Raw genomic sequence first — 12,065 nt, 5'->3', positions numbered from 1 at the left:
GATGTTATTCGGTGGTGGTTTTTATTTGCGTTTTTTTACTATAGATCACAGGTGAAACAATTATAATACACGAAAAAAGTTATTCCCCGAGAGATGCCCGTGCATCTCTTGTTTGACTTTGTCCCGTTCCTCTGACACACTCATAAATGGATACATACATCACGTATCAGGCCATGATTTGAAAGATATCATAACTTAGAGAACGGGGTGCAGGACGACATGGAAATTCAGAAATTAACCGTAGATGATTTTGAGCCAGCTATGGCACTCTCCGAGTATGCTTTTCAAGTGGTAATGAGTGAAGAACAAACAGAGAAGCGACGGAGTCAATTTGATTCACAGGATATATGGGGTGTATTTGAGGAGGGACAATTGGGTGCCAAACTTCACATTATTCCTTTTCAAACCTATATTCATGGGAGATCGTTCGAGATGGGCGGTATTGCGGGAGTAGCGACATGGCCAGAATATAGACGTAAAGGCTGGGTAGCTGGGCTGTTGAAGCATGCGCTGGAGGAAATGAACCGTAACAAACAAAGTATATCGTTTTTGCATCCGTTCTCTTTTGCTTTTTATCGGAGATATGGATGGGAGACGTATGTTGAGTTTAAACGATATAAAGTGCCTACAGCTCATCTGCCTGCAAAAAAGGCAACCCCAGGAACAATTCGGCGTGGAGATCCGGGACTCAGCATATTAAAGGAAGTATACAGTGCGTATGCTGAGCGTTATAACGGAACCCTGATCCGGGATGATGCGAGATGGGAGAATTCAGTTCTTACTAATGGAGCCAACCAAAAGGTTGTATATTATGATGAAGCTGGTAAAGCACAAGGCTATGTTTTATATGAGGTTAAGGAAAGAAAGTTTACCATTAGAGAGATCATTTATCTGAACGAAGAGGCAAGGCAAGGTTTGTGGACCTTTATAACCAACCATGATTCCATGATAGAGGAAGTCACCTTGCAGGCACCAGCCAGTGACATGCTTGCTTTTCAATTGGATAACCCGCGAATTCAGCAGGAAATTGTACCCTTCTTCATGGCGCGTATTGTGAGTGTAGAACAATTTATTTCGCAGTATCCTTTTGCGAGCCAAGACTCACCAGTACAGATTAATCTTCAGGTAGAGGATGCCCACGCACCATGGAATGAAGGGGTGTGGCAGTTGAATGTGGCGATGAACGGTACAGCTTCGATTTGGAAAACAACTGAGCCGGCAGCTAAAGATCAGACTGTTAAAGTAGACATCCAGGCGCTCACCGCAATGCTGATGGGGTATCGCAGACCCACGGAGATGGCTCAAATAGGCAAAATCGAAGGACCGACAGGAGCGATTAAGGCGCTGGAACGAGCGATTCCTGAACGAGAGACGTATTTGCTTGATTTTTTCTGATCCATTCAGACTCTTATGACGAGATAGTTCTGGCTCAATATCATAGACTTAGCTTACATAGCAATCCGTTGCTAGTGTGAGAAAAATAGACTTCTCCAGCTCTTTTGGAGAGGTTTTTTTTGTGTCAGCCGAATATTTCGTGTAAAATCGTAAAAAATGAATAGTGCTCCCTCTTGGCAAAACCACAAAATATGCTATAATGTATATAAAGTCAAAGAAAGTCAAAGTCAACTAAAGGTTAAATACTTACGTAGCTTTCTTTCTGCAATCCGGTGGTGGGAGCCATTTTAAGGGTAATACACATCAGCGGATAAAGGCAATATTAAAGGACCTTCGAGCGTCCTTCGCTCTCCTGTTAACGATCGTGGAAGATCAGTTTCGCTGTTTCCTTGATTGGTTAAATGGGTTGAGAAGGTGTACTCTGTAGGGGCGTGTGGGTCCTTATTGACTTAACGTTTCAGACAGTGGAGGATGAGTGGATGCGTAATATCTCTGATATTATCGAACAATATCTGAAGAGTATTTTGCATGAAAGTCCCGAAGGAATGGTCGAAATTCAACGTAATGATCTGGCTGATGAATTTTCATGTGTGCCTTCCCAGATCAATTATGTCATCAGCACTCGATTTACACTCGAAAAAGGTTACCTTGTAGAGAGTAAACGTGGCGGCGGCGGTTATGTTCGCATACAGCGGATTGAATTGCCGGCTCACTCGGCTCTGCATAACCATTTGCACCATAGTATTGGAGATGAGATTGGGCAGACAGCTGCTGAAGGTCTGATCTACCAACTGGAAGAAGCACGTTTCTTGAGCAAAAGGGAAGCCGGGTTGATGCGGGCAGCTGTATCGAGAGAGATTATATTGGTCAAACTTCCTTACCGGGATCAAATTCGTGCCAGAATGTTGAAGGCGATGTTAATATCTTTGCTCGGTAAATGAAAACTATCGGGATCAAGGGGGTACATCATTGTGCTGTGCCAAGAATGCAACAAACGTCCGGCAACACTCCATTTCACCAAAATCGTGAACGGAGAGAAGACGGAATTTCATATTTGTGAGTCATGTGCTCGGGAAAAAGGGGAAATGATTCCCGGAACATCCAATGGATTTTCCATTCACAACCTATTGTCAGGGTTGCTTGATTTTGAACCCACAGGCAAGAATGGCAGTGCGGGAACAACACCTGCGCAGTCCCTTTGTTGTGAAGAATGTGGCATGACCTATTCACAGTTTAGCAAAATCGGCCGTTTCGGCTGTAGTTCATGTTATAAATATTTTGACAGTCGTTTAGACCCGCTATTCAAACGGGTTCATGGCAGCACTTCCCATGTTGGTAAAGTGCCTGCACGAGCGGGTGGTCGGATCAAGGTCAAAAGACAGATTGCTGATTTGAAACGGGATCTTCAGGAGAGCATCACACAAGAGGAGTTTGAAGAAGCCGCTCAAATTCGTGATCAGATCAGGGAACTTGAAAAAGAAATAGCTCAGGAGTAAAGTTTGTGATGAGTAGGAGGGATGCGTAATGCCTAATCTGCGTTTTACAGAGAAGGCGCTCAGCGACTGGATGCGTAGTGATGCGGCTGATTCCGAAATCGTCATTAGCAGCCGGGTCCGGATCGCACGCAACCTGCAGCATTATCCGTTTCCGATGCTAGCTTCCAATGAGCAATCGGAAGAAGTGCTGAATAAGCTGAGCGAAGTACTTCAATACGATGACGTTCACGCCTTTGGAGATTTTCATACCCTGGATCTGATTGATATCGATGACCTTGACAAACGGGTGCTGGTGGAGAAACATTTAATCAGTCCCAGTCTTGCGAACGAATCCAGAAATGGTGCTGTTATTCTCAGTGAGGATGAGTCTGTCAGTATTATGATTAATGAAGAGGATCATCTTCGTATCCAGTGCCTCTATCCGGGGTTCCAGGTGAAGGAAGCCTGGGAGAAAGCTTCCGCCATAGATGATGCTTTTGAAGCGCATGTGGATTATGCTTTTGATGACCGCAGAGGATATTTAACCAGCTGTCCTACGAATGTAGGTACAGGTGTAAGAGCATCTGTGATGATGCATTTGCCCGCTCTGGTGATGACACAGCAGATCGGCCGCATTCTAACCGCAGTCTCCCAAGTCGGACTGACTGTACGGGGAATTTACGGTGAAGGCAGTGAGGCGATGGGTAACCTGTTCCAGATCTCGAACCAGATTACACTGGGGCAGACGGAACAAGAAGTCATCGATAACCTGCATAGTGTTGTGTTACAGATGATCGGGCATGAGCGTACCGCCAGAGAACGGTTAATTACCGACTCCAGATTGCGGATTACCGACAGAGTTATGCGTTCTTACGGCATTTTGTCCCATGCAGCCATCGTCGATTCCAAGGAAGCTGCACAGCGTCTGTCTGATGTTCGGCTTGGTGTAGATCTCGGCTTGTTGGACGGCTTGTCCATAACCGTGATGAATGAGTTGAATGTGATGACGCAGCCGGGATTTTTGCAGAAAACATTTGGGGAAGACATGCGGACAGATGAGCGTGACATTTATCGGGCTCAGTTGATTCGTGATACGATTAGTGCAGCCAATCAATCTTAGGTTGTTCAAGAGTTATAACAAAGGTTTCACGCCGCATCTGCGGCTTTTATATAATAGAGCATTTTATAATAAATGCTGAGTAATTTTATTCGCAGCACGGCTGCAAACAAAAAAGATATGAAGAATACGGTGGGATCCTTTCAACGGCCCCCGTTTTATCCAAAACCATGGAGGTGCAGGAGATATGATGTTTGGAAGATTTACGGAACGGGCCCAAAAGGTGCTCGCATTGGCGCAGGAAGAAGCTGTCCGTCTTGGTCATAATAACATCGGTACAGAGCACATTTTGCTCGGCCTCATTCGTGAAGGCGAAGGCATCGCAGCCAAAGCGCTGATCGGCCTGGGACTCGGATTGGAAAAAATTCAAGATGAAGTAGAAACGCTGATTGGCCGTGGCCAAGAGCAACCTACGAACATTGCATATACGCCTCGTGCGAAAAAAGTGATTGAACTGTCTATGGATGAAGCACGCAAATTGGGCCATACCTATGTAGGCACAGAGCATATTCTGCTCGGATTGATTCGTGAAGGCGAAGGGGTTGCGGCACGTGTGCTGAACAACCTGGGTATCAGCCTGAACAAGGCACGTCAACAAGTGCTGCAACTGCTTGGCAGCAGTGAAGCCGTATCCAGTCATAACGGTACGCCTGCCAATGTCAGCACACCAACACTGGACAGCCTGGCACGTGATCTCACGGCGTATGCCAAGGAAAACAACCTGGACCCAGTGATTGGACGTAGTAAAGAGATTGAACGTGTTATTCAGGTACTGAGTCGTCGTACCAAAAACAACCCAGTACTGATCGGTGAGCCAGGTGTAGGTAAAACAGCCATCGCTGAAGGACTTGCACAAAAAATTATCGCCAACGAAATTCCAGAGACTTTGCGTGACAAACGTGTCATGACCTTGGATATGGGATCCGTTGTTGCAGGTACAAAATATCGTGGTGAATTCGAAGATCGTCTGAAAAAAATCATGGATGAAATTCGTCAAGCGGGTAACATTGTATTGTTCATCGACGAATTGCATACCCTGATTGGTGCAGGTGGAGCGGAAGGCGCAATCGATGCTTCGAACATTTTGAAACCCGCTCTAGCTCGTGGAGAATTACAGTGCATTGGTGCAACAACACTGGATGAATACCGCAAATATATCGAGAAGGACGCTGCCCTGGAGCGTCGTTTCCAACCGATTACGGTGGATCAGCCTTCTCCAGAAGAAGCTATTCAGATCTTACACGGCTTGCGTGACCGCTACGAAGCGCATCACCGGGTAAAAATTACAGATGAAGCGATTGTGCAGGCGGTTAAACTGTCTGACCGATACATTACAGATCGTTTCCTGCCGGACAAAGCGATTGACCTGATTGATGAGGCGGGTTCCAAAGTAAGATTAAACTCTTACACCATCCCACCAAACCTCAAACAATTGGAAAGCCGTCTCGAAGATATCCGTAAAGAAAAAGACGCAGCGGTACAAAGCCAGGAGTTCGAAAAAGCAGCAGCACTGCGTGACACGGAACAAAAAATTCGTGAAGAGCTGGATGTAACGAAGAATCAATGGAAAGAAAAACAAGGTCGTACCGATTCCGAGGTCACTCCTGAGGATATCGCACAAGTGGTAGCCAGCTGGACAGGAATCCCTGTGAACCAACTGAAAGAAGAAGAGACACAACGCCTGATGAATCTGGAGTCTATTCTGCATGAACGTGTCATTGGTCAGGATGAGGCTGTGAAGTCTGTCAGCCGTGCGGTTCGCCGTGCTCGTGCTGGACTTAAAGATCCGAAACGTCCAATGGGTTCATTCATCTTCCTGGGTCCAACCGGGGTAGGTAAAACCGAGCTGGCTCGTGCGCTTGCTGAAGCGATGTTTGGAGATGAAAATGCAGTCATCCGGATTGATATGTCCGAGTATGGCGAGAAGCATTCCACTTCAAGACTCGTCGGAGCGCCTCCGGGATACGTTGGATACGAAGAAGGTGGACAGCTGACTGAGAAAGTTCGTCGGAAACCTTATTCCGTCGTCCTGCTCGATGAAATCGAGAAAGCACATCCGGAAGTATTCAACATCTTGCTGCAAGTGCTTGAGGATGGTCGTCTGACCGACTCCAAAGGTCGCGTCGTGGACTTCCGTAATACGTTGATTATTTTGACATCCAATGTGGGTGCAGAAGCGATCAAACGTAACTCTACACTGGGCTTTACGGCAGTCGTGGATGCAGGTGCGGATTACGACAACATGAAGGGTAAAGTGATGGATGAACTGAAGAAAAGTTTCCGTCCTGAGTTCCTTAACCGGATTGATGAAATTATCGTGTTCCACTCTCTTGAAGAGACACATATTGCTGAGATTGTTACACTTATGAGCGAAGAGCTTCGTAAACGGCTACGTGAGCATGAGGTCGATTTCGAGCTCACCGACAATGCCAAAGCATTCCTGGCCAAAGCAGGCTTCGATCCAGCCTATGGTGCTCGTCCGCTTCGTCGGGCGATCCAGAAGCATATCGAAGACAAATTGTCCGAAGAGTTGCTCACTGGTAACGTGACTAAAGGTGATTCGTTGCTCATCGACGAAGAGAACGGAGCATTATCTGTTACGAAAAAGGACGTTGTTGTTCCTTCCAATGAGGAAATCGAAACGAAATAAGTGACACTTAACGAGTTCTACGAGTCTGATGTATAAAATAAAAATCCTTCCTGGCTTTAGTCGGGAAGGATTTTTTTGTTTTATATGTCAGTCAGAGACCCAAAGCTGTTGTTTATCAGAAAATAAACTTTGAAGTGGCTACGAACATGTGTAAAGTTTGCGATAATCCTTTACGAAAAATCTCAAACAATGGTAAACTTTTATTAACCCTGCACGTCAGGGAGTTTAGGGCAAAATTCGTCGAAAAATGCAAAATGCTGTTATAAAATAAATCCTAGGAGTGCTGAAGTGGCCAAAGTTAAAACCAAGTTTCAGTGTACGGAATGCGGCTATGAAGCCCCCAAATGGTACGGCAAATGTCCGGGTTGTCAGTCTTGGAATTCAATGGTGGAAGAAACCGAAACGGTGGTCAAAACACAAGGGAGAAATTCCCCTCTCTTTGAGAGTAAAGATAAGCCACTTCCCATCATAGATATAGATAGCGGTCAGGAACCGCGTGTACAGACTGGAATTGAAGAGCTGAACCGGGTTTTGGGCGGCGGAATTGTTCCAGGATCTCTCGTTCTGGTGGGCGGAGACCCTGGAATCGGAAAATCAACCTTGATGTTGCAGACATCTCATGCATTGACCCATTCAGGTTTACGCGTGTTATATGTCTCAGGTGAGGAGTCAGTCAAGCAAACCAAATTGCGGGCTGACCGTCTGGGTGCGCTGTCTCCAGAGTTATACGTACTTTGTGAGACCAATATGGAACGGGTTGAGGAAGCGGTGGAGCAGATCCAGCCGCATTTTCTTGTCATCGACTCCATTCAAACTGTATATCTGCCAGAAGTCACCAGTGCACCCGGCAGTGTAGCTCAGGTAAGGGAATGTACGTCACGGTTCATGCGAATCGCCAAAGGCCGAGGCATTGCAACCGTGCTTGTGGGGCATGTTACGAAAGAAGGCGCCATTGCCGGTCCACGTATGCTGGAACATATGGTGGACTGTGTTCTTTATTTTGAAGGAGAACGGCATCATACGTATCGCCTTTTACGTGCGGTAAAGAACCGTTTTGGTTCGACCAATGAGATTGGCATTTTTGAGATGGGTGAAGAAGGACTTCGTGAAGTGGGAAATCCATCAGAACTCTTTCTGTCGGAACGTCCACTTGGTGTGGCGGGTTCTACCGTAGTTGCCAGCATGGAGGGTACACGTCCTTTGCTCGTGGAATTGCAGGCGCTGATCTCTTCTACACACTTTCCTTCTCCACGTCGCATGGCAACAGGCATAGATCATCACAGGCTGAACCTCATTATTGCTGTGCTTGAGAAGAGAATGGGGATGTTTTTGCAAACGCAGGATGCGTATCTGAATGTAGCTGGGGGCGTGCGGCTGGATGAACCAGCTATCGATTTGGCGGTTGCGGTCAGCATCGCATCCAGTTTGAGGGACGTACCGACCAAGCCGGATGACGTCATCTTTGGCGAAATCGGTTTGACGGGTGAGGTTCGGGCTGTTTCACGGGCTGAACAACGTGTGAAAGAAGCCCAGAAATTGGGTTTTAAGCGTGTCATTTTACCAGAAAAAAGCTTAAAGGGCTGGAAACATCCTCGCGGGATACAACTGATCGGTGTGAATACCGTGGCAGATGCACTAGCGGTTGCTTTAGATTAGGGGGCATAACAAGATGAAAGATTCGAGCCAACTGGATAATATGAACGAATTGTTAAGGCTGATTGCACCAGGTACACCTTTCCGCGAAGGTCTGGAGAACGTGCTGCGCGCCAAGACGGGTGCACTGCTGGTTGTAGGATACAGCCCTGAAGTGATGGAAGTGGTGGATGGAGGATTCTCGATTAACTGTGATTTCTCCCCGAACTATCTATATGAACTCGCCAAGATGGACGGTGCCATTATCCTTAGCGAGGATTTGAAGCGTATTCTATACGCCAATACTCAGCTCATTCCTGACTCATCCATCTCTTCATCTGAGACGGGAATCCGTCACCGGACGGCTGAGCGTGTCGCGAAACAAACGGGTAAATTAGTCGTATCTATATCGCAGCGCCGGAATATTATCACCTTATACCAAGGAACACTACGGTATTCCCTCAAGGAAATTGGAGTGATTTTAACCAAGGCGAATCAAGCGATTCAAACCTTGGAGAAATACAAGGCTGTATTGACACAGTCCCTTACGAATCTGAGTGCCTCCGAGTTCGAGGAACTGGTGACGATTCCTGAGGTGGTCAATGTCATTCAGCGTACAGAAATGGTTATGCGTATCAAAACAGAAATCAAACGTTACATTCATGAACTCGGCAATGAGGGACGTCTGATCTCCATGCAGATGGAGGAACTCGTCGGTACAACGGAAGAGGAAGCCTGGTTGCTGTATAAGGACTATGCCCGTGATGACAGTGATGACAAAATCCGCGAGATTATCGTTGGTCTGAAAAGATTGTCGGACGATGAGTTGCTGGATGCACATCATACTGTACGTCTGCTGGGATACCCTTCGTCAGCGGCTACGTCCGAAGATTCGGTTGCACCTCGTGGATATCGGGTATTAAATAAGATACCCCGCCTGCCAAATGTCATTATCCATAACCTGGTGGATCAATTTGAACAATTGCCTCATGTCATTATGGCTACAATTGAAGAACTGGACGAAGTGGACGGGATTGGAGAGGTACGTGCCCGTACCATTAAGGAAGGTCTCAAGCGTTTGCAGGAGCAGATGTTTATTGACAGACAGATGTAAGGGTTTGCCTATAACGGCATGAAAATAATGAGGTGAAACAACGATGTTAACCAGATTCATTCCGAATCTCTTTACCTTGGGTAATCTGTTTCTTGGAATGATGGCAATCCTGCTTGCGATTGATGGTAATTATAGTTTGGCTGCGATTTTGGTCATTATTGCGATGTTGCTGGATGGCCTGGATGGTCGGGTGGCACGTGCACTTAATGCCCAGAGTGAATTTGGTAAAGAGCTGGATTCTTTGTCTGACATGGTTTCATTCGGTGCAGCTCCGGCCCTGATTATATTTATGGTCTCGTTTCAGGATGCAACTCCGGTTCTCGCCTGGATCGCAACCGCAAGCTTTCCAATTTGTGGAGCCATCCGGCTTGCCCGGTTTAACGTTCGTCCCGGTATCCCCGGTTATTTCACAGGCTTGCCGATTCCAGCAGCCGGAGGGGTACTAGCTACACTATCCCTGTTTAACAAGGATATCGGTCCCGTGAGTATGATGATTGCCACGTTGTTGTTATCGTATCTGATGGTAAGTTCGCTGAAATATCCCAATTTCAAAAAGGTAGGTCTGCCGCGTAAAGCGATCTGGATTGCGCCATGGGTTATCGTCTTTGCGGTAGTGGTGGCGGTCATGTTCCCAGAACAATTGTCCAAATTGATCTTTATTCCACTTGTGTTATACGCTCTATATGGAATGAAGCATAATATGCGGACGGCAGCCTCACGTAACCGGGCCAAAAAGCGTAAGGAAGAGAAGTCTTCCCGTCCTTCTGATCGATAGGTATTCCATCATTCCGGAAGTCGGTTGGTCTGTGTCTCGTATATCAAAACAATACAAAGAAAGCACGTACGCTCCTGAACGGAGAATGCGTGCTTATTTTTGTTTTCCAAATCTATACGGTAACTTAACCATTTGCAACGAAATACGTATTGTTTACGACAAATTGAACATCCCTAACGTCGAACATTTCTGTGACTCGTGATTTACGACTTCTTCCATGTTGATGTCCAGCAGATTGCAGAGGGCCGACATATAAAACAGGTTCCGCCCCAGTTCAGAGCTGATCACCTCTTTACAATTCTCGCACAATTCACCTTCCACATGCGTTTCCAGCAGCCCTTTGGATTGAGCAATATCGCTCTCCGGGGCATATTTCTGCTTGGTGGCGTGCAGCTCAATGCAGCCGCATTCGGTAATGGCCTTGGACACGGCACGGTTGACAGAGGCCCCGGCTTGTCCCGTTTTGGACAGTACATCAATCAGGCTGCGATGACGCAGCAACAGCTCGGAAACTTGATCCTGAAAAGCCTGTAAACTTAGCGTACTCATTTTGCTACTCACCTCGGGATATGAATTGAATTCATTATATGCCAATAATTTACCTTCTTTCAACTGACGATTGCAACATTTCCAAAAAGTTCTTGTAAAGCGGGATTAGCAATCTGGAAATTGGATCATACTGGATATAAAGATGAAGATATATTGAAGGAGGTGCAGGGACTTATGTGGAAAAAAGGCATTTTAACTTTTACAGGATTGTGCGGTGCATGGTTCGGTTACACGGCATATCATCTGGCAGGAAAATCCGTCCCTTGGATGGCTGAATGGATTCAATCAGCGGGACTGTTAGGCGCTGGGGTAGCAACGCTACTAGGAGCAGTAATGTTTATGTCTGTATGTAACATCGGTGGAACATTAATGGCAACCAGATTGCAAAATGGGATTGATTCTCTGGCCAAAGTACCGATGAATGAATTGGCTGCAGGTGCGGCGGGTACCGTTGCAGGGTTATTGGTCGCCTTGCTCTTATATCCTTGTGTAGCATGGCTGGGAACAGCCGGAGAGGTGCTTCAGGTGGCGCTGACGGTCATTAGTGCTTATGCAGGTTACATGCTTGCCATGGCGAAGAAAGACGATCTGGCGGCCTTCTGGATGTCAGGACGCTGGGGTCATCCCGAGGTGGACGAGGACAGACGGCTGGAGGAGCACAAAATTTTGGATACCAGTGTAATTATCGATGGTCGCATCGCAGATATATGCAAAACCGGGTTTATCGAGGGAACGATTGTAATCCCGGAATTCGTTCTGGAGGAGTTGCAGCACATCGCGGATTCATCGGACTTGCTCAAGCGGAACAGAGGGCGGCGCGGACTTGATATTCTGAATAAAATTCAGAAGGAACTTGACGTCAAAGTGCTCATCTACGAAGGAGATTTCGAGGAAATTTCCGAAGTGGACAGCAAGCTGGTCAAGCTCGCCAAGGTACTTCAGGGCAAAGTTGTCACTAACGACTTCAACCTGAACAAGGTCTGTGAACTGCAAGGAGTATCCGTGCTAAACATCAATGATCTCGCCAATGCGGTTAAGCCGGTAGTACTGCCGGGTGAGGAGATTTTGGTTCAGATTATCAAGGATGGCAAGGAGCATGGCCAGGGTGTAGCCTATCTGGACGATGGCACCATGATCGTTGTGGAAGGCGGACGCGAGTATATCGGCATGATGATGGAAGTGCTGGTGACTAGTGTGCTGCAGACGTCAGCGGGACGAATGATTTTTGCTAAGCCGAAACTGTTGGAAAAAGCCCAATAAAGCGGTATGATGGGTAGTGTATCGTTTAACGGTATTTTATATCGAAAGTAGATATTTTATATCTCTGAACGATAAACTGACAGACAAGGCAGGGATTG

Annotated in this window: 10 protein-coding genes; 9 read left to right on the top strand and 1 reads right to left on the bottom strand. The window is 46.7% G+C overall.

From position 1 onward, the window contains the following. The first annotated feature begins 219 nt into the window (after nucleotides 1–219). The 8 genes from AMS66_RS02165 (at nucleotide 220) to pssA (ending at nucleotide 10,158) form a co-directional block, all read left to right on the top strand. A complete protein-coding gene (locus tag AMS66_RS02165) occupies nucleotides 220–1,395 on the top strand; it encodes a GNAT family N-acetyltransferase (RefSeq protein WP_053779235.1) in 1,176 nt (391 codons plus the stop codon). Between the two features lie 479 nt (nucleotides 1,396–1,874). Next, nucleotides 1,875–2,336 carry a CtsR family transcriptional regulator gene (locus AMS66_RS02160; protein ID WP_053779234.1) on the top strand — a complete coding sequence of 154 codons (462 nt, stop codon included), beginning with the start codon at nucleotides 1,875–1,877 and terminating at the stop codon, nucleotides 2,334–2,336. Nucleotides 2,337–2,366: 30 nt separating this feature from the next. After that, complete coding sequence (locus AMS66_RS02155; RefSeq protein ID WP_053779233.1) at nucleotides 2,367–2,891, top strand: UvrB/UvrC motif-containing protein; 525 nt, start codon at nucleotides 2,367–2,369, stop codon at nucleotides 2,889–2,891. 28 nt (nucleotides 2,892–2,919) lie between these two features. Continuing rightward, the gene (locus AMS66_RS02150) at nucleotides 2,920–3,990 is read left to right on the top strand and encodes a protein arginine kinase (RefSeq protein WP_053779232.1); all 1,071 of its coding nucleotides are present in this window, start codon (nucleotides 2,920–2,922) and stop codon (nucleotides 3,988–3,990) included. Nucleotides 3,991–4,174: 184 nt separating this feature from the next. Beyond that, on the top strand, nucleotides 4,175–6,637 hold the full coding sequence (gene clpC / locus AMS66_RS02145; protein WP_053779231.1) for an ATP-dependent protease ATP-binding subunit ClpC: 2,463 nt from the start codon (nucleotides 4,175–4,177) through the stop codon (nucleotides 6,635–6,637). A gap of 288 nt (nucleotides 6,638–6,925) precedes the next feature. Then, on the top strand, nucleotides 6,926–8,293 hold the full coding sequence (radA, locus tag AMS66_RS02140) for a DNA repair protein RadA (protein WP_024633614.1): 1,368 nt from the start codon (nucleotides 6,926–6,928) through the stop codon (nucleotides 8,291–8,293). A 13-nt stretch (nucleotides 8,294–8,306) separates the two neighbouring features. Continuing rightward, nucleotides 8,307–9,383 carry a DNA integrity scanning diadenylate cyclase DisA gene (disA, locus tag AMS66_RS02135; protein WP_053779230.1) on the top strand — a complete coding sequence of 359 codons (1,077 nt, stop codon included), beginning with the start codon at nucleotides 8,307–8,309 and terminating at the stop codon, nucleotides 9,381–9,383. A gap of 43 nt (nucleotides 9,384–9,426) precedes the next feature. After that, complete coding sequence (gene pssA / locus AMS66_RS02130; RefSeq protein WP_053779229.1) at nucleotides 9,427–10,158, top strand: CDP-diacylglycerol--serine O-phosphatidyltransferase; 732 nt, start codon at nucleotides 9,427–9,429, stop codon at nucleotides 10,156–10,158. A gap of 153 nt (nucleotides 10,159–10,311) precedes the next feature. Here the strand turns inward: pssA and AMS66_RS02125 are convergent, their stop codons facing one another. Further along, nucleotides 10,312–10,707: a nucleoside triphosphate pyrophosphohydrolase family protein gene (locus AMS66_RS02125; RefSeq protein WP_024633611.1), complete on the bottom strand. Its 396-nt coding sequence runs from the start codon at nucleotides 10,705–10,707 to the stop codon at nucleotides 10,312–10,314. A 174-nt stretch (nucleotides 10,708–10,881) separates the two neighbouring features. Between AMS66_RS02125 and AMS66_RS02120 the strand changes: the two genes are divergently transcribed. Next, nucleotides 10,882–11,967 (top strand): PIN/TRAM domain-containing protein, encoded by a 1,086-nt coding sequence (locus AMS66_RS02120; protein WP_053779228.1) that lies wholly within the window; start codon nucleotides 10,882–10,884, stop codon nucleotides 11,965–11,967. Nucleotides 11,968–12,065 lie beyond the last annotated feature (98 nt).

Source organism: Paenibacillus xylanivorans (assembly GCF_001280595.1).
Classification (GTDB): Bacteria; Bacillota; Bacilli; order Paenibacillales; family Paenibacillaceae; genus Paenibacillus; species Paenibacillus xylanivorans.
This window is presented reverse-complemented; position numbering and strand designations above follow the sequence as displayed.

Bases quoted from the DNA above. Each gene is read 5' to 3' on its own strand.
- AMS66_RS02165 (WP_053779235.1), top strand. From the start codon at position 220: ATGGAAATTCAGAAATTAACCGTAGATGATTTTGAGCCAGCTATGGCA.
- AMS66_RS02160 (WP_053779234.1), top strand. From the start codon at position 1,875: ATGCGTAATATCTCTGATATTATCGAACAATATCTGAAGAGTATTTTG.
- AMS66_RS02150 (WP_053779232.1), top strand. From the start codon at position 2,920: ATGCCTAATCTGCGTTTTACAGAGAAGGCGCTCAGCGACTGGATGCGT.
- clpC (WP_053779231.1), top strand. From the start codon at position 4,175: ATGATGTTTGGAAGATTTACGGAACGGGCCCAAAAGGTGCTCGCATTG.
- disA (WP_053779230.1), top strand. From the start codon at position 8,307: ATGAAAGATTCGAGCCAACTGGATAATATGAACGAATTGTTAAGGCTG.
- pssA (WP_053779229.1), top strand. From the start codon at position 9,427: ATGTTAACCAGATTCATTCCGAATCTCTTTACCTTGGGTAATCTGTTT.
- AMS66_RS02125 (WP_024633611.1), bottom strand. From the start codon at position 10,707: ATGAGTACGCTAAGTTTACAGGCTTTTCAGGATCAAGTTTCCGAGCTG.
- AMS66_RS02120 (WP_053779228.1), top strand. From the start codon at position 10,882: ATGTGGAAAAAAGGCATTTTAACTTTTACAGGATTGTGCGGTGCATGG.